This is a genomic window from Verrucosispora sp. TAA-831 (genome assembly GCF_050780145.1).
GTDB lineage: Bacteria > Actinomycetota > Actinomycetes > Mycobacteriales > Micromonosporaceae > Micromonospora.
The window spans coordinates 3,915,874-3,935,526 of record NZ_CP192240.1; the positions used below are offsets into that span (position 1 = coordinate 3,915,874).

The 19,653-nt window shown below is 71.1% G+C and carries 22 protein-coding genes; 7 read left to right on the top strand and 15 right to left on the bottom strand.

What is annotated here, in order from left to right; genetic code table 11:
* Nucleotides 1-5 precede the first annotated feature (5 nt).
* From ACQVFL_RS17560 to ACQVFL_RS17570, 3 genes are read right to left on the bottom strand one after another with little or no spacing between them, the layout of a single operon-like run.
* Nucleotides 6-929: an ABC transporter permease gene (locus ACQVFL_RS17560; RefSeq protein ID WP_396699443.1), complete on the bottom strand. Its 924-nt coding sequence runs from the start codon at nucleotides 927-929 to the stop codon at nucleotides 6-8.
* Nucleotides 926-1,768, bottom strand: a complete 843-nt coding sequence (locus tag ACQVFL_RS17565) for an ABC transporter ATP-binding protein (RefSeq protein ID WP_396699445.1) — start codon at nucleotides 1,766-1,768, stop codon at nucleotides 926-928. The genes ACQVFL_RS17560 and ACQVFL_RS17565 overlap by 4 nt, the downstream gene beginning before the upstream one ends.
* 2 nt (nucleotides 1,769-1,770) lie before the next feature.
* Nucleotides 1,771-3,288: an ABC transporter substrate-binding protein gene (locus ACQVFL_RS17570; protein WP_396699447.1), complete on the bottom strand. Its 1,518-nt coding sequence runs from the start codon at nucleotides 3,286-3,288 to the stop codon at nucleotides 1,771-1,773.
* Between the two features lie 198 nt (nucleotides 3,289-3,486).
* Here ACQVFL_RS17570 and ACQVFL_RS17575 point away from each other — a divergent pair, with 198 nt between their 5' ends.
* The 3 genes from ACQVFL_RS17575 to ACQVFL_RS17585 are packed head-to-tail and all read left to right on the top strand — an operon-like array spanning nucleotide 3,487 to nucleotide 5,551.
* Complete coding sequence (locus ACQVFL_RS17575) at nucleotides 3,487-4,224, top strand: enoyl-CoA hydratase/isomerase family protein (RefSeq protein WP_396699449.1); 738 nt, start codon at nucleotides 3,487-3,489, stop codon at nucleotides 4,222-4,224.
* Nucleotides 4,221-5,039, top strand: a complete 819-nt coding sequence (locus ACQVFL_RS17580) for a VOC family protein (RefSeq protein ID WP_396699451.1) — start codon at nucleotides 4,221-4,223, stop codon at nucleotides 5,037-5,039. The genes ACQVFL_RS17575 and ACQVFL_RS17580 overlap by 4 nt, the downstream gene beginning before the upstream one ends.
* The gene (locus ACQVFL_RS17585) at nucleotides 5,036-5,551 is read left to right on the top strand and encodes a flavin reductase family protein (RefSeq protein WP_396699453.1); all 516 of its coding nucleotides are present in this window, start codon (nucleotides 5,036-5,038) and stop codon (nucleotides 5,549-5,551) included. Before ACQVFL_RS17580 ends, ACQVFL_RS17585 begins: the two co-directional genes overlap by 4 nt.
* Nucleotides 5,552-5,602: 51 nt before the next feature.
* Here the strand turns inward: ACQVFL_RS17585 and ACQVFL_RS17590 are convergent, their stop codons facing one another.
* Nucleotides 5,603-6,079 carry a MaoC family dehydratase gene (locus ACQVFL_RS17590; RefSeq protein WP_396699455.1) on the bottom strand — a complete coding sequence of 159 codons (477 nt, stop codon included), beginning with the start codon at nucleotides 6,077-6,079 and terminating at the stop codon, nucleotides 5,603-5,605.
* Nucleotides 6,080-6,168: 89 nt separating this feature from the next.
* Here ACQVFL_RS17590 and ACQVFL_RS17595 point away from each other — a divergent pair, with 89 nt between their 5' ends.
* The gene (locus tag ACQVFL_RS17595) at nucleotides 6,169-7,320 is read left to right on the top strand and encodes an acyl-CoA dehydrogenase family protein (protein ID WP_431727031.1); all 1,152 of its coding nucleotides are present in this window, start codon (nucleotides 6,169-6,171) and stop codon (nucleotides 7,318-7,320) included.
* Nucleotides 7,321-7,384: 64 nt separating this feature from the next.
* Here ACQVFL_RS17595 and ACQVFL_RS17600 read toward each other — a convergent pair whose 3' ends face one another.
* A complete protein-coding gene (locus tag ACQVFL_RS17600; RefSeq protein ID WP_396694789.1) occupies nucleotides 7,385-8,020 on the bottom strand; it encodes a TetR/AcrR family transcriptional regulator in 636 nt (211 codons plus the stop codon).
* 385 nt (nucleotides 8,021-8,405) lie between these two features.
* Complete coding sequence (locus ACQVFL_RS17605) at nucleotides 8,406-9,320, bottom strand: oxidoreductase (RefSeq protein ID WP_431727032.1); 915 nt, start codon at nucleotides 9,318-9,320, stop codon at nucleotides 8,406-8,408.
* A 102-nt stretch (nucleotides 9,321-9,422) separates the two neighbouring features.
* On the opposite strand from ACQVFL_RS17605, the gene ACQVFL_RS17610 reads away from it, so the two are divergent.
* Together ACQVFL_RS17610 and ACQVFL_RS17615 are read left to right on the top strand one after the other, a co-directional pair.
* On the top strand, nucleotides 9,423-10,247 hold the full coding sequence (locus ACQVFL_RS17610; RefSeq protein ID WP_396694785.1) for a helix-turn-helix domain-containing protein: 825 nt from the start codon (nucleotides 9,423-9,425) through the stop codon (nucleotides 10,245-10,247).
* 265 nt (nucleotides 10,248-10,512) lie between these two features.
* The gene (locus ACQVFL_RS17615) at nucleotides 10,513-11,193 is read left to right on the top strand and encodes a lytic polysaccharide monooxygenase auxiliary activity family 9 protein (RefSeq protein WP_396694783.1); all 681 of its coding nucleotides are present in this window, start codon (nucleotides 10,513-10,515) and stop codon (nucleotides 11,191-11,193) included.
* Between the two features lie 73 nt (nucleotides 11,194-11,266).
* Here ACQVFL_RS17615 and ACQVFL_RS17620 read toward each other — a convergent pair whose 3' ends face one another.
* Genes ACQVFL_RS17620 through ACQVFL_RS17655 form a run of 8 tightly spaced genes read right to left on the bottom strand, consistent with a single transcriptional unit; the run spans nucleotide 11,267 to nucleotide 17,899 of the window.
* Nucleotides 11,267-11,656 carry a VOC family protein gene (locus ACQVFL_RS17620; protein WP_431727033.1) on the bottom strand — a complete coding sequence of 130 codons (390 nt, stop codon included), beginning with the start codon at nucleotides 11,654-11,656 and terminating at the stop codon, nucleotides 11,267-11,269.
* Nucleotides 11,657-11,668: 12 nt separating this feature from the next.
* Nucleotides 11,669-11,947: an ArsR/SmtB family transcription factor gene (locus ACQVFL_RS17625; protein WP_396694778.1), complete on the bottom strand. Its 279-nt coding sequence runs from the start codon at nucleotides 11,945-11,947 to the stop codon at nucleotides 11,669-11,671.
* A 58-nt stretch (nucleotides 11,948-12,005) separates the two neighbouring features.
* Nucleotides 12,006-13,577: a hypothetical protein gene (locus ACQVFL_RS17630; protein WP_431727034.1), complete on the bottom strand. Its 1,572-nt coding sequence runs from the start codon at nucleotides 13,575-13,577 to the stop codon at nucleotides 12,006-12,008.
* Nucleotides 13,574-13,873 (bottom strand): YciI family protein, encoded by a 300-nt coding sequence (locus ACQVFL_RS17635; RefSeq protein ID WP_431727035.1) that lies wholly within the window; start codon nucleotides 13,871-13,873, stop codon nucleotides 13,574-13,576. Before ACQVFL_RS17635 ends, ACQVFL_RS17630 begins: the two co-directional genes overlap by 4 nt.
* Nucleotides 13,870-15,189, bottom strand: a complete 1,320-nt coding sequence (locus tag ACQVFL_RS17640; RefSeq protein ID WP_396694772.1) for a hypothetical protein — start codon at nucleotides 15,187-15,189, stop codon at nucleotides 13,870-13,872. Before ACQVFL_RS17640 ends, ACQVFL_RS17635 begins: the two co-directional genes overlap by 4 nt.
* A gap of 43 nt (nucleotides 15,190-15,232) precedes the next feature.
* A complete protein-coding gene (locus tag ACQVFL_RS17645) occupies nucleotides 15,233-15,994 on the bottom strand; it encodes an SDR family NAD(P)-dependent oxidoreductase (protein ID WP_431727036.1) in 762 nt (253 codons plus the stop codon).
* Nucleotides 15,991-16,971 carry an alpha-ketoacid dehydrogenase subunit beta gene (locus tag ACQVFL_RS17650; protein ID WP_396694768.1) on the bottom strand — a complete coding sequence of 327 codons (981 nt, stop codon included), beginning with the start codon at nucleotides 16,969-16,971 and terminating at the stop codon, nucleotides 15,991-15,993. Before ACQVFL_RS17650 ends, ACQVFL_RS17645 begins: the two co-directional genes overlap by 4 nt.
* Nucleotides 16,964-17,899 (bottom strand): thiamine pyrophosphate-dependent dehydrogenase E1 component subunit alpha, encoded by a 936-nt coding sequence (locus ACQVFL_RS17655; RefSeq protein WP_396694766.1) that lies wholly within the window; start codon nucleotides 17,897-17,899, stop codon nucleotides 16,964-16,966. Before ACQVFL_RS17655 ends, ACQVFL_RS17650 begins: the two co-directional genes overlap by 8 nt.
* Nucleotides 17,900-18,029: 130 nt before the next feature.
* On the opposite strand from ACQVFL_RS17655, the gene ACQVFL_RS17660 reads away from it, so the two are divergent.
* A complete protein-coding gene (locus ACQVFL_RS17660) occupies nucleotides 18,030-19,160 on the top strand; it encodes a mandelate racemase/muconate lactonizing enzyme family protein (protein ID WP_431727037.1) in 1,131 nt (376 codons plus the stop codon).
* 65 nt (nucleotides 19,161-19,225) lie between these two features.
* Here the strand turns inward: ACQVFL_RS17660 and ACQVFL_RS17665 are convergent, their stop codons facing one another.
* Entirely contained in the window at nucleotides 19,226-19,543 is a 318-nt protein-coding gene (locus ACQVFL_RS17665; RefSeq protein ID WP_431727038.1) for an L-rhamnose mutarotase, read from the bottom strand.
* Between the last annotated feature and the right edge of the window lie 110 nt (nucleotides 19,544-19,653).

Consider the following 19,653-nt stretch of genomic DNA (forward strand, 5'->3'; position numbering starts at 1 on the left):
GGCACTCACCTCACCCTCGGGTCGACGATCGAGTGGAGGACGTCGACGAGCAGGTTGAGCAGGACGAAGACCAGTGCGCCGAACACCACGATCGCCTGCACCAGCGGGAAGTCACGGAACTGGATGGCCTGCAACGCGAGTTGCCCGAGGCCGGGCCAGGAGTAGACGTACTCGACGGCGACCGCGCCGGAGAGCAGGATGCCGGTCTGTAGGACGACGATGGTAAGGATCGGCATCATGGCGTTCTTGAACGCGTGCCGCCAGACCACCCGGAGCCCGGCGATGCCCCGGGCCCGCGCGGCGTCGACGTACGGCTCGGTCAGCGCCTCGCTCATCGAGGCCCGGGTCAGCCGGGCGATGTGCGCCATCGGATAGACCGACATGGTGAGGGCGGGCAGCACCAGGTGCCGGAGGCTGCCGGACTGTCCGGCGGGTAGCCAGCCGAGGTTCACCGCGAACAGCACCACCAGCATCATGCCGAACCAGAAGACCGGCACGGACTGGCCGAGCAGGGCCAGCGTGGAGGCGGCCCGGTCCCACCAGGTGCCCTCCCGGGTGGCCGCGAGCACACCCAGCGGGACGCCGACGAGCAGGGCGAGGGCCATGCCGGCGGCGACCAGTTGCAGGGTGTACGGCAGCCGGTCGGCGATCATGGCGGTGTTCGCCTGGTAGAACTGCAACGACTGTCCGAGGTCGCCGGTGAAGACGCCCTTGAGGTAGTTCAGGTACTGCACCACGAGCGGTTGGTCGAGCCCGAGTTCGGCGCGCAGCGCCTCGCGTTGTTCCGGTGGCGCCATCGGCCCGAGGATCATCGTGGTCGGGTCGCCGGAGAGACGGCCGAGGGCGAACGCCAGGCTGAGCGCGATGAGCAGCGACGCGAACAGCGACGCGAGGCGGACGCCGACCCGGCGTACGGTGCTGGCCTTCATCGGCGGTTCCTCCATCGCGCGCCGGGCATCGCGGCGAGCAGTTCGCGCGTGTAGTCGTGTCGCGGTGTCACGAAGACCGTCTCGCACGGTCCCGCCTCGACCACCTGACCGCGGAACATGACGTGCACGGTGTCGCAGACGGCGCGGACCACGGCCAGGTCGTGGCTGATCATCAGCAACGCGGCGCCGGTGGTCGTCCGGATCTCCCGGAGCAGGTCCAGCACGTCGGCCTGGACGGAGACGTCGAGACCGGAGGTCGGTTCGTCGGCGACGATGAGTTGGGGACGCATGAGCAGCGCGCGGGCGATGCAGACCCGCTGTGCCTGTCCGCCGGAGAGCTGGTGCGGGAACCGGTCGAGGATCTCCGGCGCGAGCCGGACCCGGCCGAGCAGGTCGGCGTCGGTGATCCAGGACGTGCGTCGGGGTTGCAGGGTACGCAGTTCCCGCAGCCCGGAGCGGACGGACTGGCGGGGGTCGAGGGAGCCGTGCGGGTCCTGGAAGACCACCTGCACCTCGGGACGCAGCCGGCGTAGCTGCCCGCGTCCGATCGAGGAGAGCGAGCGGCCGAGCAGCCGGATGTCGCCCGTACCGCGTGGCCCGAGTCCGGTCGCGGCCATCGCCAGCGTCGTCTTGCCGGAGCCGGACTCGCCGACGACGGCGACGCTCTCCCCGGCCGCGATGCGCAACGACACCCGGTCCACCGCCCGGAAGACCTCCCCCGTGCTGCGGTTGCGGTGCTCGACGACGAGGTCGTCGACCGCCAGGACGGGCACGTCCGCCTCGGGGGTGCGGGGATGCCGGGTGTCGCCCGGCATCCCCGTCTCCACTGCCTCCGACATCGTCAGCGGGTCGTCTTCGTGAAGTCCACGGTGTTCAGGGGACCGAACTCGACGCCGGTGACGCCGGGGCCGGTCGCGTAGTTGAACACCTGCCGGTACAGCGGCACGTAGCAGTGCTTCTCCACCACGCCCATGGTGTTGAGCTGCTCGTAGATGGGGGCGGCCTGGTCGGCGTCGTCCTGCTCCAGCGCGTCCTGGACCATCTCGTCGAAGCGCGGGTCGGGGCAGTTGCCGGTGATCGACTGGGTCTTCATGAAGCCGCTGGCGAAGAAGTCCGGCACCGCCACGTTCGGCACCCCGGCGAAGATCGCGATGCCGGGCACCTGGCGACCGATGACGCGCTTGACGAGCGTGCCGTAGTCGAGCGGTTCGTAGGTGACCTTGAAGCCGGCCTGCTCCAGGCCACCACCGACGGCCTGCGCGACCTCCTCGATGTTGGTGTACTGCGCGGCCGGGTAGGTGATCTGGACGGTCGGGCCACCGGAACCGACCAGTTGCTTGGCCCGGTCCAGGTTCGGGGCCACGCTCTGCGCCGGCTGCTCGCCGGGCCGGACGTTGAGCAGTCCGGCGTCGGCGACCGCCTGGCCGTCGAAGATGCCGCGCACGATCGCGTCGCGGTCGATGGCCAGGGCCGCCGCCTCCCGCAGCTCGGGCTTGTCGAACGGGGCCTTGGTCGAGTCCAGGAAAGCGATGATCTTCATGGCGGTCTCGGTGCTGACCACCTCGACATTGGCCGCCTTGGCGGCGGACGCCTGGGCCGGCGGGAGGTCGAAGGCGATGTCGACGCTCCTGCTCTGGATCAGGGCGAGCCGCTGGGCGGCCTCGTTGGCCCAGGTGAAGGTGATGCCCTGGTTGCTGGGTGCCGTACCCCAGTAGTCGGGGTTGGGCTTCACCGACATGTCACGTCCGGCGTTGGCGCCCGCCCACACGTACGGCCCGGTGCCGATCGGGGCGGCGGCGAAGCCGTCCGAGCCCTTCTCCTCGTAGTACTTCGGGGGCACGAGGTAGACCGTGGTGAGCAGGTCCGGGATGTTGTACTGCGGGGTCTTGGTCTTCAGCACGACCGTGGTCGCGTCCGGGGCCTCGATCGAGGTGACGTTGCCGAAGTAGGACTTGAGCTGTGACGCCTCGCTGTCCCGGGTGAGGGTGATGGTGTTCGCGACCGCCGCCGCGTCGGCCTTCTCGCCGTTGCTGAAGCTGACGTCGGGCCGGACGGCGAAGGTCCAGGTGGTCGCGTCGGTACGGGTCCAACTGGTGAGCAGGCTGGTGTCGGCGGGGCCGAGGTTGTCGTCGGTACCGATCAGCGTTTCGAGCATGGTGGCCCAGACGATCTGACCGGACCGTGCGCCGACGATGGGGTCGAGGGTCGCCGGTTGGGCCGCGAGCAGCGCCCGGATGGGCGTCGAGTCCGATGCGCCGGAGTCCGATGAGTCGGAGTCGCCGCAGGCGGTCAGGCCGATACCGGCGAGCGTCAGTGCCGTGGCCAGCGCCACGGTGCGCCGGGAGCGCGAAGATTTCATGATCATCATGGCTGTCCTTCACAGGGGATGGACCCGTCGTGCCCCGCGTGACGCGGCGGTGACGTTCGCCACAAAGTACCGACCAGCCGGTATCAAGTCAACGGGTCAAGCCGGTATCTCGTTCATGACAATCAGATCACATGGGCAGGTCAAGGCCAGACATTGCCTTCATACCGACCGGTACGTATTATGCCGAGGGTGACCCCCACACTCACCCACGAACGCGACGGCCACGTCGCCCGGGTGCGGTTCGACAACAGCGCCCGCGGCAACTGCCTCGACGACACGACGCTCCGCGATCTCGTGGACACCCTGGAGACCGTGGCGGCCGACGAGGCGTGCGCCGTCATCCACCTCGACATGGCCGGTCGGCACTTCTGCAGCGGCTGGGACACCTCGGCCTTCGGCCGACTCCGGGGCGCGACCGCCGCGACGGTCGCCGCCGGTCTGCGCGACAGCGACGCCGCCCTGCACCGCGTCCGGCGACTCCCGGTGCCCGTGGTCGCCGCCGTCCGGGGACAGGTCGTCGGCTTCGGTGCCGGCCTGCTCAGCGCGATCCACCTGCCGGTCGCCGGCGAGGGCGTCCGGCTCTCCCTCCCGGAGGCCCGGTACGGCTTCGCCCCCGCCGGGGTCGGCCACACCATCGCCCGGTCCGTGCCCCGCCCGCACGCTTACCACCTGCTGACCGGTGCCGCGACGGCGACCGCCCGGGACCTGCTCGCCTGGGGCCTGGTCGCCCAGGTGGTACCCGACGACGAGGTCGACCGGGCGGTGGACGCCCTCGTCGACACGCTGCTCGCCGTGCCGGCCCGGACGGTGCGCGCGGTGGTCCAGGTCGTCGAGTCGAGCCGGGAGTCCGGCACACCCGACCGGGCCTACGAGATCTCCGCCGACACCATCGTGGCGGGGCTGAGCACCCCGGAGGTGTCCGGATGAGCGAACCGTTCCGGCCCGGCGAGGCCGTCTGGGTCGAGCTGTGCACCCCGCACCCGGAGCAGGCCGAGGAGTTCTACCGCACGCTGTTCGGCTGGACCGTGCGGACCGAGCGGCTGGGCACCACCACGTACCGGATGTGCAGTCTGAACGGCCGCGACGTGGCCGGCATCTCCGACGCCACCGCCCTGCACGGCGGTCGACCCCGGGGGTGGATCGCCTACTTCGCGGTCCACGACATCCACCGGTCCGCCGCGCAGGCCGTCGCGCTCGGCGGCGAGCTGGTGACCCCGCCGCGCTACCTGCCCGCCGCCGGGACCGGCGCCGCCGTCATCGACCCGTTCGGCGCCGCGTTCGGTCTCTACCAGGGCGAGTCCCGGGCCGGTGTGCAGATGCTCAACTCGGTCGGCGCGCTCTGCTGGAACGAGCTGGACACCGGGGAGCCGGACCGCGCGGTGGCCTACTACCGGTCGCTGTTCGGCTACACCACCCAGCAGCACGGGGACTCCCCCACCGCCCGCCCGTACAGCCTGCTGATGCTCGACGACGTACCGGTGGCCGGCGTGCTCGCGCTCGACAACGACTGGCCGAACCTGATCCCGTCGAAGTGGATCACCTACTTCGCGGTCGCCTCCCTGGACGAGACGCTGCGTCAGGTCGTCGCGTTGGGCGGCACGCCCACCGTCGGCCCGGTCGACAGCCCGCACGGACGCCTGCACCTGGTGAAGGATCCCGGCGGGCACACCCTCTGCCTGATCCAGTTGGAAGGCGGACTTCGCCCGCACCATCCCTCCTCCGACCCGGCGGTGACCCGATGACGGCCGAGCCCCTGTTCGACTCCGCCGAGTTCCGCCAGGTGTGCGGACACTTCCCCACCGGCGTCACGGCGGTGACCGCGGTGACCGGTGACGGCACCGTCGCCGCGTTGACGGTGAACTCCTTCACCTCGGTCTCGCTGCGGCCCCCGAAGGTGCTGTTCTGCGTCACCAGTTCCTCGTCGAGCTTCCCGGTGCTGATGGACTCGGCCCGGATCGCGATCCACATCCTCAGCCAGGACCAGGAGGACGTGGCGCGCCGGTTCGCCACCTCCGGGCTCTCGGGGGCGGACAAGCTCGACGGGGTGTCCTGGGTGCCCGGCCCCGACGGCGTCCCGCTGCTGCCGGGCACGCCGGCGGTCCTGGCCGGGCGCCGCGACACCGCGATCACCAGCGGCGACCACGTGATCATCCTGCTCGACGTGGACCACGTGCACCTGAAGCAGACGACCGTCCCGGCGCTGTCGTTCTACCGGGGACGGTTCGTCGCACCGTCGAGCACGCCGGGGCAGTGACCCGCCGGGACGCCGGGACGTGACCGCCGGTACGCCCGGCGGTCACCGCCGTCACGGCAGGTAGCGGAAGAGGATCTCCGCCACGCAGCAGGTGGTGGAGTCCTCGGCGAACTCCACCACCACCGACGCCTTGGCCTGGACGCCGCCCTCCGTGCCGGCGATCGGCTCGGCGGCGAGCAACGTGGCGGTGCCCTGGATCGGTACGCCCGGCGGCAGCGGCTTGACGAATCGGACCCGGTCCAACCCGTAGTTGACGCCCATCGAGAACGTCGTGACCTCCAGGATGTCCGCGAGCAGACGCGGCACGAGGGCCAGGGTGAGGAACCCGTGCACGATCGTCGTGCCGAACGGACCGGAGCGGGCCCGCTCGACGTCGACATGGATCCACTGGTGGTCCTTGGTCACGTCGGCGAAGCGGTCGACCTCTTCCTGGGTGATCACCCGAGGCTCGCTGGCCCCCAGTTCCCGGCCGACGAGATCGAGCAGGTCGGCCGGGGTGGGCGCGATGGTGCGGGAGGCGGTGCGCATCGGGCGGCTCCATTCGTGGGACGGCGGGAGTCAAAGCATACCGACCGGATGGTATGCTCCCGCCAGGGTTCAGGACGAGGAGGTTCTCCGTGGCGTTTTCCGCGTACCAACTGCCCGAGGAGCACGAGGCCGTTCGCGAGGCCGTCCGGGCGGTCTGCGACCACCGGGTCGCCCCGCACGCCGCCGCCGCCGACGAGAACGCCGCGTTCCCGCAGGCCTCCTACGACGCCCTACGCGCGGCCGACTTCCACGCCCCACACATCCCCGTCGAGTACGGCGGCGCGGGTGCCGACGCCCTCGCGACCGCGATCGTGATCGAGGAGGTCGCCCGGGCCTGCGCCACCTCGTCGCTGATCCCGGCCGGCAACAAGCTCGGCACCATGCCGCTGCTGCTGGCCGCGGACGACCACCTCAAACAGCGATACCTGCCACCGGTGGCCCGGGGCGAGGCGATGTTCTCGTACTGCCTCTCCGAGCCGGAGGCCGGTAGTGACGCGGCCGGGATGCGGACCCGCGCCGAGCGCGACGGCGGTCACTGGGTGCTCAACGGCGTGAAGCGGTGGATCACCAACGCCGGGGTGTCCGAGTACTACACGGTGTTCGCCGTGACCGACCCGACGGCGCGTTCCCGGGGCATCTCCGCCTTCGTGGTCGAGAAGTCCGATCCGGGGGTGAGTTTCGGTGCGCCGGAGAAGAAGCTCGGTATCAAGGGTTCACCGACCCGTGAGGTGTACCTGGACAACGTCCGTATCCCGGCGGACCGCATGATCGGCGGCGAGGGCACCGGTTTCGGTACGGCGATGAGGACGCTGGATCACACGCGGGTGACCATCGCGGCGCAGGCGCTCGGGATCGCGCAGGGTGCGTTGGACTACGCCAGGGGGTACGTGGCCGAGCGGAAGCAGTTCGGCAAGGCGATCGCCGAGTTCCAGGGTGTGCAGTTCATGCTCGCCGACATGGGCATGAAGCTGGAGGCGGCCCGACAGCTCACGTACGCGGCGGCGGCCAGGTCCGAGCGGGGTGACGCCGACCTGACGTACTTTGGTGCGGCGGCGAAGTGCTTCGCCTCGGACGCCGCCATGGAGATCACCACCGACGCGGTGCAGTTGCTCGGTGGGTACGGCTACACCCGGGACTACCCGGTCGAGCGGATGATGCGCGACGCCAAGATCACCCAGATCTACGAAGGCACCAACCAGGTCCAACGCATCGTGATGGCCCGCCAACTGCTGAAGGACTGAGTCGTGACGGCGCGCTGAATCGTGACGGCCCGGTCGCTGCTCGGCGGCGACCGGGCCTGGCGACTCAGACCAGCCCCTCCAGCACCATGGCGCTGAACTGGCGCGCCACGTCGTCGATGCTGAGTGGGCCGTCGAGGTTGAGCCACTGGTAGGCCCACGCGCACATGCCGACGAGCCCGAAGGTGGCGATCCGGGGATCGACGTCGGCCCGGAACACGCCCCGCGCCACGCCGTCCTGGATCATACCGGCGAACGCCGCCTCCAACCGGTCGCGCTTGCGGGTCACCTCGGCGAACAGGTCACCGGTGAGGTAGCGCCGCTCCTGGTAGAAGATGGTCACGTGGGCGCGGTACTCGGCCACGCTGGTCAGGCTGAGCCGGATCAGCTCGGCGACCCGCACCTTGGGGTCGTCGCTGCCGCTCTCGATCCGCTCGATCGCGGCGAGCTGCGCCTCCAGATACTCCTCCTGGATGTGCCGCAGCAGGTCGTCCTTGCTCTCGAAGTGGTGGTAGAAGGCACCCTTGGTGAGCCGCGCCTGGTCGGCGATCTCCTGGACCGACGTCCGGTCGAAGCCCCGACGCTCGAACAGTTCGAGCGCGCTCGTGATCAGTGATCGACGGGTGTTCTCCGGGTCGTAGCCGTCGGGCCACCGCTGCCGACGTCGGGTCGTCGCCGGCCGGCTGGACGTCGTACGCGCCATCTGTGGACTCCGCCTTCCGTACCCCGTCAATGTCCCGCCATCCTACCGCCCGGTCGGAAGGTTGTGGGGGTGCACGTTCGGCGATTCACGCGGGTGACTACGCGCCGACCGTCACCAGACGGGCCGCAATGGCGGGACAGCGACAACAAGGGGCCGCTGCCCTGGGCGGAGTGACCGCCTTCGGGCGTCGACTCCGCCCAGGCACCGAGGCGATGTCCGGCGCTGTCGTCGACCCGTACGCGGTACGAGAAAACGCCCGGGCCACGAACACCCGGACGGTCTTCTCTCGCGGGGACGGCACTGTCCCACTCATTCCGCGATGGTGATGTCCCGCTTCCCCAGCAAGGTCCGTCGGGTCAGCAGAATTGCGGACGGACGTGCGACCTCACAGATATCGGACGCCGGTCAGCCGGGCGGCCTCCGCCCAGATCCGTCGCCCGTTGTCCGGGTCCTGTGCCGGCGCGCTCGGCCGCACCTCACCGACCGGCCCACGGATCTCGGAGAACCCGCGCGGCCCGAAGAACTGCCCACCGCGTACGCCGGTCGCGGTGGCCGCGTAGAGCTGTGGTCGGGCGCCCGCCTCGACCCGGCTGATCAGCAGCGGACTGAGTCGGCCGAGGACGCGTAGGAACACGTTGCGGTTGGCCAGCGCGCGGGGGGTGAGATTGGTGCGGGTCATCCCGGGATGGGCGAGCACGCTGATCACCGGCGACCCGGCGGCCCGCAGTCGACGGTCCAGTTCCAGGCCGAGGATGGTGCCGACCAGCTTGGACCTCGAGTACGCCGTCGGGCCGTGGTAGGACTTCTCGGAGTTGAGATCGGCCAGGTCCAGGCCGCGCCGTCGGTGCACGATGGACGAGACGGTGACCACCCGAGGCTGCCGTCCGCCGGTCAACCGGTCGAGCAGCAGGCCGGTCAGCGCGTACGGGCCGAGCGCGTTCGTCCCCATCTGCATGTCGAAGCCGTCCACCGTCGGGGCCGGACGGGCGCCGGTCAGTGCCACCCCGGCGTTGTTCACCAGCAGGTCGACCGGCCCGGACAGGGCGGTGGCGAAGGCGCGTACGGATTCGAGGGAGGCCAGGTCCAGTCTGCGCACCTCGACCTCGGCTCCCGGCACCTGTCGTCGGAGGTCGGCGGCGGTCTGTTCACCGGCCGCGACGTCGCGTACCGCGAGCACCACCGAGGCGCCGTGGCGGGCCAGCTCCCGGGCGGTGACCCGACCCACGCCCGAGTTCGCGCCGGTCACCACCGCTCGGCGGCCCTGCTGGTCGGGAATCTGTTCTTCGGTCCAGTTCGGCATGTCCGTCGACGCTAGGAGGCGTTCCGGGCCCCCGGAGAGACCTCGCCAACCTGGGACCGGGGGACCTACCCTGCGGCCGGACCGACCCGGCAGACTCGGGTGGTGACCACCACGGCGTACACCCGCGAGTTGGCGGACTTCCTGCGCAACCGGCGGTCCCGGCTGCGTCCGGAGGACCTCGGCCTGACGCCCGGACCGCGCCGCCGGGTCGCCGGCCTACGGCGTGAGGAGTTGGCTCTGCTCGCGGGAGTCAGCACCGACTACTACCAGCGTCTGGAGCAGGGCCGCGACGTCCGCCCCTCCGACGACGTGCTGACCGGCATCGCCCGGGCCCTCGCCCTCAACGCCGAGGAGACCCGCCACCTGCACGCCCTCGCGCGTCGGGCCCAGCGACCGCCGACGCCACGGCGCCGCACCCGGGAGACGGTTCCGGAGAGCATCCATCGGCTGCTGCACAGCCTGCACACCCCGGCCGTGGTGATCAGCCGTCACCTGGACCTGCTCGCCTGGAACAGGATGGCCACCGCGTTGTATCCGGGCATCGGCCCGGGCAACGTGCTGATCGACATGTTCACCCACGCCGAGGCGCGGGACCGGTGCGCCGGGTGGCGCGAGACGGTCCTGGACTATCTCGGCTTCCTGCGTGCGGCGGTGGCCGCCGATCCGGAGCACCCGCGCGCACAGGAGATCGTCGGCACGCTGACCATCCGCAGCGAGGAGTTCGGCAGGCTCTGGGCCCGGCACGACGTCCGCGAGTCGGTCCACGGCAGCAAGGTCTTCGCGCATCCCCAGGTCGGCGAGTTGCGCCTGGACTGGGACGCCTACACACCGCCGGGGCGCACCGGGCCGATCCTGATCGCCTACACCGCCGCCCCGGGCAGTGCCGCCGCCGAGCGACTGTCGCTGCTCGCCGCGTACGCCGGGTGAGGGCGGCGGCCCACTGCAACCGACCAACCGGGGCGAACCAGGCACGCATCGACTTCCGGAAATCTAATTTCGGGCGATCGGCGAGCCCGGTCCATCCATCCCGAAAGCCCCGCTGAGCTGCGATTGTGGGCGACTCGGACCAACCACATCCAGTCCATCCAGATCGATCGTTCATCGACCATCGTTGATAATCGGAAACATCGGTGTAATGCTGGGGCTTGGAAGCGCTCCCATGTCGATCCGATCGCCGAACGGAGGACGTAACGTGCGTTCACACAAGCCCGACCAGTCCGGCTCGCGAGTCCGGTCCGCTGCCCGCCAGCCGCTTCGGGCGCTCGTACTGCTGCTCGCCATGACGGCCGGGATGATCCCCTGGGTCGGTGCCGCACAGGCCCACGGCACCATCATCAACCCGGCGTCCCGGGCGTACCAGTGCTGGCAAACCTGGGGCAGCAACCACACGAACCCGGCCATGCAGCAGCAGGACCCCATGTGCTGGCAGGCGTTCCAATCCAACCCGGACACCATGTGGAACTGGATGAGCGCGCTGCGGGACGGGCTGGGCGGCAACTTCCAGGCCCGCACCCCCGACGGGCAACTGTGCAGCAACGGCCTGTCCCGGAACAACAGCCTGAACCAGCCCGGGGCGTGGAAGAGGACCAACGTCAGCAACAACTTCACGATCCAGCTGTACGACCAGGCGAGCCACGGCGCCGACTACTTCCGGGTGTACGTCAGCAAGAACGGGTTCGACCCCGCCACCCAGACCCTCGGCTGGGGGAACCTGGACTTCATCACGCAGACCGGGCGCTACGCCCCGGCGCAGAACATCAGCTTCAACGTCTCGACGTCCGGATACACCGGACACCACATCGTGTTCGTCATCTGGCAGGCATCCCACCTCGACCAGGCGTACATGTGGTGCAGCGACGTGAACTTCGGCTGATCCGGTAGTCCCGCCCACTGCGGCGGCGGCTCCGGCCCGGGACGGATCCCGGGCCGGAGCCGCCGCGTTCGCGCTACTTCATCGCGGCGATCTGGATCAGGTTGCCACAGGTGTCGTCGAGCACGGCGGTGACCACCGGCCCCAGGTCGGTCGCCTCCTGGACGAACCGCACACCCAGCCCCTTGAGGCGTTCGACCTCGGCGTGGACGTCCTCGACGGCGAACTGCGTGAACGGGATGCCGTCGTCGACCAGCGCCTCCTTGAAGGGTCGGGCCGCCGGGTGGCCGTCCGGCTCCAGCAGCAGCTCCACCCCGTCCGGGTCGGCGGCGGACACCACGGTGAGCCAGCGCGCCTCACCGGCCGGCACGTCGGCCTTCTTCACGAAGCCCAGCTTCTCGGTGTAGAAGGCGAGCGCCTTCACCTGGTCGTCGACGAACACGCTGGTGATGTTGATGCGGAGCACGGTCGCTTCCTCTCAGTCGGTGGGCCACCGCTCGGCGATCGCGCGCAGCGGGCCGGTGTCGATGTGGTGGAACTTGTACCGGCCCTCTCGCCGGACGTGCACCAACCCGGCCTGTTCGAGCACCGCGAGGTGTTGCGAGATGGCCTGACGCGACGAGGTCAGGCCGTGCTTCATGGTCAGCCGGCCGCAGATCTCGAACAGGGTCTGGCCGTCCCGGTCGACCAACTCGTCCAGGATGATGCGTCGCGTCGCGTCACCGAGCGCCTTGAACAGGTCCGGTTCCGCGTCCACCCGGACAGTTATAGGCAAGCTGTCACTTGCCTGTCAAGTCCGCCACGCTCCGCCGGGCTCAGCCGACCGAGTGGGCGTGCCGGGCGGTCCGCTCGGCCAGCCACAGCCAGCGACGCTGCACCTCACCGCTGGTGGCGGCGACCATCGACAGGGCGTCGCCGCCCACCTTGCGCAACGCCTCCGCCTCGGCCGCCGGGTCGTCCAGCAGCGCCGCGCCGTCGCGGAACGCCTCCGCCTCGCTCGACCCGCCGAACCGGGGCGCGACCTCGTCCCGCCAGAACTCGCCCCAGGTCAACTCGGGGTTCCAGGAGAACCGGGCGTACGCCAGGTAGCTCACCTCGTTGGTCGGGTGGTACGCGGACGCCTCGGCGAAGATGGTCAACCCGCGCATGCCGGCGGCGGCGGTCCGGGTGGCCATGTCGGTGTACATCTCCGGCACCCAGGAGTGCCGCTGCCGGTTCCACTGCGACCCCGCGTGCGTCCGCAGCACGTTGGTGGTGTGCGGCAGTGCCGCCACGTGCGCGGCGGTCAGCCGGTCCCGGTTGTCGTACCAGAAGCCCCGGTTGACGCAGTACTGGTAGGCCACGTCGTCGGGCAGGTCGGCCAGCGGCCGTTGCGCGTCGAGGTCGAAGATGTTGTCCCAGTACACCTCGACCAGGTGACGCAGCGGCACCCCGGCCGGACCCGGCCGACGGGCGGTGTCCAGCAGGGTCGGGTACACCGACCGCATCGCCTCGTACGACCAGGAGGTGCGCTCGCCACCGGTGCGCTCGACACACCGCGCGCAGGCGCAACTGCCGTAGTCGCCGGTCTCGAAGTTGATCCCGCCGACCGGCAGGGTGTCCAGCAGCCAGTCGATGGCGTCGCGGTGCCAGGCCAGGTTCTCCGGCTGCGACGGGCAGGCGGCCATCATGTACTCGCTGGCCGGGAAGTGCAGGTCGCCGAACTCGTCGATGTCGAAGCCGACCTTCTTCGGCAGTTCGGCGGCCAGATCGGGGCGCTGCCGCAGCCAGGTGGCGAGGTTGTACCGGTGCCGGCCGTCGAAGTAGATGCCGCCGTAGGCGTTGACGCCCACCCCGGCGATGATGCGTACGCCCCGGGCGTTGGCGTACTCGCACAGGTCGCGGGCGGCCTCGACGCCGCCGTGGGCGTCGCGCAGCAGCCCGTACACCACGATCCCGCCGATGCGTTCGGCGCTACAGAAGTCCACCAGCCGTCGGTAGTCCGCGCCGAAGGCGTCGCTGCCCTTGGCGTACGGGTTCAGCGCGCCGATCTCCTGCTGGCCGAGTTGGCGAAGGTCCCAGTTGGTGGAGTGGTCCCAGGTCCAGAGTGTACGCAGCGGCAGCCCGGGGGCGCTCTGGTGCGCTCCGACGGGCAGCCCGGCCGGGGTGGCCCGGTCCAGCAGGTCCCGGACGGCGTAGACCAGGCCGGCGAACGGGTCGCCGACGACGCGGATCTCCCCGGTGGCCGGCACCTCGACCCGGAAACCGCCCTCGGGCAGCGTCGGGTCGGGAACGAACCGCACCGGCTCCGCCCCCTCCCCCAGCGACTCGGCCAGCAGGGTGGCCGCGAACGGCGCGTGCTCGGCGCCGTGCACCCGGACGCCGGAAATCTGGCGGTACGACATCATGACCTCCCGAGGGACTGCGGAGTGGCGGCCAGGTAGTCGACGACGTCGAGAGCCGTCCACACCCGGTGCCGCCAGTACGGATCGTGTTCGACGAGGGTGCGGGCGGCCGACGCGTCGGGTGCCCGCAGCACGAGGACGGAGGCGCTCAGGTCGGCGCGGGCCCCGGCGAGCAGGGCGGTGCCGTCGGCGAGCAGTCCGCGTACGTGGTCCAGGTGGGCCGCCCGGTACGGCTCGCGACGCTGCGCCGCGTCGGCGGCGAAGGTGGCGGTGACCAGGAAGGTCGATTCGAAGATCACGTGTCCGCCCCGATCGCTCCGACCAGGCGTTGCAGGGCCACCCGGTAGACGCTCTGCGGCCGACCCGCGCCGGTGCTGACGTGCACACCGACCTCCTCGGCGAACCCGGCCGCGCGCAGCGCCTTGAGCAGCCGGCGGGCCGAACGGGTCTCCACCCCGTACGCGTCGGCCAGGCCCCGCGCGGTCACCTGGTTGGGGTCCATCTGGTGCAGCGCCTCCAGCAACCGCCGGGTGGAGAGCGGTCCGAGGCGCAGTTGCTCGCTGACCCGCAGCACACCGGGGGCGGTCTCGCGCAGCCGCTGCTTGACCGCGCTCTCCCGGGTGGAGTAGATCTCCCCGTCCGGGAAGACCACGTGCGTCTCACCGCCCCGGCCCAGCGCGAGCGCCTGGCGGGCGTTGGCCTCGGCGGCGGCGATGGTGGTGCCGGCGCCGAAACCGACGGTGTGGTCGCCGTCGACGCCGCGCAGGCTCAGCAGGGAGGCGTGCCCGGCCCGGTGCCGGGCGATGGCGCTCTCCACCGTGCCCCGGCTGGTGGTGATGACCAGCGTCCGGTCGTCGATGGTGTTGAGTCGCCCGCGCATCCGCTCGGCGTGTTCCAGCAGTGCCTCGCGCAACCGCAGGCGCTGTCGTTCCGCCTGGTAGGGGTCCTGCGGGCGGTTCGCCGACTCGGCCACCTCGATCATCATCACCGCGATCTGGGTGGCCCGGGACTGGCGTACCTCGGCGGCGAGCCAGGCCCGGCGCAGCGCGTCGCGGACCGAGGCGCGGGTGTGCTCGACGCGCCAGACCGGCACGCCGCGCTCACGCAGTTCCCGGTGCACCGCGCCGAGGCAGGTCAGGCAGGCCTCGACGGCGCCGGACTCGTAGCGCTCGCGGTGGTAGGCGGTGATCTCGGCCAGGCCGGAGAAGAGCAGGCCGGACGAGTCGGCGATCGGCAGGATGTCGGTGGGCGGGGTCAGTTCGATGTCGTGGTACGTCTCCCGGACGGTCTCCGCCTCGATGGTGTCCACACTGACCCGGGGCAGTCGCCCGCCACCGGCCAGCAGCATCCGGGACAGGGTGCGGTACAGGTCGATCCCGGCGTGCCGGATGTAGTCGATCTCGGCGCGCAGCCCACCGCCCGCCGCCGCGAAGGCGTACGGGATCCGCCCGGTGAACAGCAGCACCTGGCACAGGTCGTCCAACTCGCGGGCCAGTTCGGGGGCCTGCTCGGGGTCGGTGTACGCGCGGGTGGTCACCTCCTCCGCGCGCCCCTCCCCGGCAGCCACCTCCTGCACGAGCCGGATCGAGTCCTCCGGGCCGATGATCCCGATCACGCTGCCGCCTCCACGTCGTCGCCTCGCCGTCGCCTCGGGCTGCTCAGCCGGTGTAGACGGTGCCGGCGATGCCGGCGCTGGCCGGTGCCGCCAACAGCGTCAGCACCGACGCCACGTCCTCGGGACGGCCCAGCGCCGCCTCGATCCGGGCGACCTGGGCACCGTCGGTGCCGTTGGCCCGTGCCTCGTCCAGCGACCGCCGCATCAGCGGGGTGTCGATGTCGCCGGGACAGAGGGTGTGCACCCGGATCCCGCGTGGGCCGAGTTGCCGGGCCAGCGTCAGTGCCAGGCCGTGCAGTCCTCCCTTGCTCGCGCCGTAGGGTACCGAGCCGGATCCGGCCAACACGCCCGCCTTGGAACCGACCAGGACGAGCACCCCGTGACCGGCGGTCAGGTGTCGTACGGCGTGCTTGGCGACCAGGAACGGTCCGGTGAGGTTGACCTCGATCACCCGCTGCCACAGCTCCAGCGGCAGATCGGTGACGTCGGTGCCCTGCCCGCGCATGATCCCGGCGACGTGCAGCACCGCGTCGATGCCGCCGAGGTCGGCGGCGACCGCGTCGAACACCGAGGCGACCTGCGTCTCCCGGGTCACGTCCACCGCGTGGGCGACGGCCGTCGCCCCGGCGGCACGGGCCTGCGCGGCGGCACCGGCGGCGCCGTCGGCGTCGGCGTCGAGCACCGCGACGGCCGCGCCGGCCGTGACGGCGGCCCGGACCGTGGCGAGCCCGATGCCGGAGGCACCGCCGACGACCACCACCCGGCGGCCGGTGAGCAGGCCGACCGCCGGGGCGACGCCGGTCACCGCCGGACCGTCCCGCGGACCGCCTCGGCGACGTGGTCCGCCTCGGGCACCACGGCCTTCTGCAACGCCGGGGCGGCCGGCATCGGCACGTCCGGGGCGGCCACCCGGGCCACCGGGGCACGCAGGTCGGCGAAGCACTCGGACGCGGCCCGGGCGGCGATCTCCGCACCGAATCCGCCGGTCAGGTTCGCCTCGTGGGCGACGACCAGGCGGCCGGTGCGCGCGATCGACGCGCCGACGGTGTCGAAGTCCAGCGGATTGAGCCACCGCAGGTCGATCACCTCGGTCTCGATCCCCTCCGCGGCGAGTTGGTCGGCGGCGGCCAGGGCTGCCGGGACCATCCGGGACCAGGCCACCACGGTGGCGTCCCGGCCGTCGCGGACCACGCGGGCGCCGCCGATCGGCTCGACCGGCGCGTCGGTGCGGACCGGGCCCCGGGTCGGGTAGAGCATCCGGGCCTCCGCGACGACCACCGGGTCGTCGCTGACCACCGCGGTGCGCAGCATCTGGTACGCGTCGTCCGGTGTGGACGGCAGCGCCACCCGAAGGCCGGGCGTGTGCGCGAAGTACGCCTCCACCGAGTGCGAGTGCTGGGCACAGGCACCGGGTGAGTACCCCTGCTGCATCCGGATCACCAGCGGGGCCTTCCACCGACCGGCACTGGAGTAGCGGATGGTGGCGATCTGGTTGACGATCTGGTCCATCGCCACGAAGGAGAAGTCGGCGTACATGATCTCGGCGATCGGACGCAGGCCGGTCATGGCCGCGCCGAGCGCCATGCCCAGGAAGCCGGTCTCGGAGATCGGGGTGTCGAAGATCCGTTCGGTGCCGAACCGCTTGTGCAGACCCTTGGTGGCACCGAACGGGCCGCCGGGCAGGGCGACGTCCTCACCGAAGTAGACGGTGTCGGACCGGCTGTCCAGCGCCCAGGTCAGCGCCGCGTTGACGGCCTGGATGTACCGCAGCGACTCAGACATAGACGTACTCCTTGACGGTCGCCGGGTCGGGGAACGGCACCTCGCGGGCGGCGACGACGGCGGCCTCCACCTCGGCGGCCACCTCCGCGTCGATGGCGTCGAGCCGGGCGGTCAGCTCGGCGTCGGCGGCGGCCCGGATCCGGACCAGCGGCTCGCGTTCGCGGGCGGCGGCGATCTCACCGGCCGGGCGGTAGTGCTGCACGTCGCCGCTGTAGTGGCCGACCAGGCGCTCGGTCATCGCCTCCACGATGGACGGGCCGGAGCCCTCCCGGGCGCGGGCGACCGCCTCGGCGACGGCCTCGGCGACCGCGTCCGGGTCGTTGCCGTCGGCGACCCGGCCGGGGATCCCGTACCCGGCGGCGCGCTCGGCGAGCTGGCGGATGCGGACCATGTCCTCGATGCGGGACATCTCCGAGTAGACGTTGTTCTCCACCACCAGGACCAGCGGCAGGTCGAGCACGGCGGCGAGGTTGATCGCCTCGTGCACGTTGCCCTGGTTCATCGCGCCGTCACCGATGCTGACCACCGAGACCGCGCCGCTGCCGGTGCGTTGCGCGGTGAGCGCGGCACCGGTGGCGATCGGCACTCCGGCGCCGACGATGGAGTTCTCCCCCATGAACCAGCGTCCGGGATCGGAGAGGTACGGCGAGGCGGCCCGGCCGCCGTTGACCGCCGAGTCCCGGCCCATCATCTCGGCGAACAGCCCGGTCATGTCCACACCCCGGGCCAGCGCCCAGCCGTGCCCACGGTAGGTCGCGGTCACGTGGTCACCGTCGCGCAGCGCGCGGGCGGCACCGACCGGGATCGCCTCCTGACCGTTGCACAGGTGGATCGAGCCCGGGATCTCACCGTCGTCCTTGAGGGCGGCCAGCCGCTCCTCGAACCGGCGGATCCGGGCCATCGCCCGGTAGTCGTCCGGCAGACCCATCACACCCCCATAGATGAATTAGAGCCCTATTCCGGCTCGTTCGGATTGGAGCCTAGACCAGGGACATCATGCTATGGAAGAGTGCATGAGCAAGTTTGTGGCCGTTATAGGGCTCTAATTTGGGGGCAGCATGGAGATCACCGCCGTCGAGTCGGTGGTGCGGGGCGACGCGCACTTCGTCGCGGTGCACACCTCGACCGGGCTGGTCGGCGTCGGGCAGTCCGCCTGCTGGGGGTATCCGGGAGCCGTACACGCGGTCGTGGAGGCGTTCCGCCCGCACCTGCTCGGCGCCGACCCGAGCCGCATCGAGCACCACTGGCACCACCTGTACCGGATGGGACCGTTCCGGGGATCGGTGCTCACCGCCGCCGTCTCCGCCATCGACCTGGCGCTCTGGGACCTGCTCGGCAAGCGACTCGGCGTACCGGTCTGGCAGTTGCTCGGCGGTCGGGTCCGGGACCGGATCCGGCTGCACCTGCTGCTGCCCGGTACCGGCGCGCAGGACCTCGCCGCACAGGCCACGGCGGCGGTCGCCGACGGGTTCACCGCGGTGAAGTTCGACCCGCTGCCGGCGGACTACGGCGACCTGTCGCTCGCCCGGCTGGTCAGCGACACCGAGGCCACCACCGCCGCCGTCCGCGACGCGGTCGGACCCGACGTCGACCTGCTCATCGAGCTGCACCGCAAGCTCACCCCGTTGCAGGCCGAGGCGGTCATCCCGGCGGTCGGTCGGCTGCACCCGCTGATGGTCGAGGACCCGATCCAGATCGACAGCGTCAGCAGCCAGGCCGAGGTGAGCCGCCGCGCGCTCGGGGTGCCGATGGCCAACGGCGAGCGGCTGCACACCATCTGGGAGTTCAAGGAGTTGCTGGCGCAGGGCGGGGCCCAGTACGTCCGGCCCGACCTCGGCCTGGCCGGCGGCATCAGCCACGCCCGCAAGATCGCGGCGCTGGCCGAGTCGTACCACGCGGCGGTGGTCAGTCACAACTGCCTCGGACCGCTGCTCACCATGGCCTCGGTGCACCTGGACACGGCGATCCCGAACTTCGTGACGCAGGAGTACTCCCCGCTGGACGACACCCTCGCCGACGGTCCGGCCCGGGCGTGCGTCCGCCGCGAGGGCGGGTTCCTGCCGATCCCCGAGGAACCCGGTCTCGGCGTCACCCTGGACCTCACCGACGAGACCCCGCTGGACCTGACCGGCCGCCCGCTCACCCGCATCCCCCACCGCGCCGACGGCTCCATCGCCTACGCCGTATAGCTGTAAGGAAGGGTCCCCTGCTATCGCCTCGTGCATAGCAGGGGACCCTTCCTTACATCCATTCCTTACATCCGGCGGCCGGGATGGTGGAAGACGGGGTACGCCCACAGGGGTTCACCGTCGGCGTCGGCGATCTCGGCGAACAGGTGCGACAACGACGCCGTCCACCGCGCCTGCACCTCGGAGGCGCCGGTGACCCGGCCGGCGTGGTCGAAGCCCCACCGGGTCCGCAGGACGCAGATCAACAGCAGACCGTGCCGGTAGATGTGGTAGTCGTACACGCCCGCCTCGTCGAGCAGGGCGGCCATCTCCGGCCACAGCTCGACGTGCCGGCGCTCGTACTCGGCCTCCGCCCCGGGACGCAGGCGGTACAGGTGGCACACCTGCACGCCCGGCCCGCGGGCCGGTCCCGTCCCCGATCCGGTGCCGGGATCGGGGACGGGACCGGGGTGACCCGCGCTCGGACATTGAGGAGTATCCGGGTCGGGCCGGT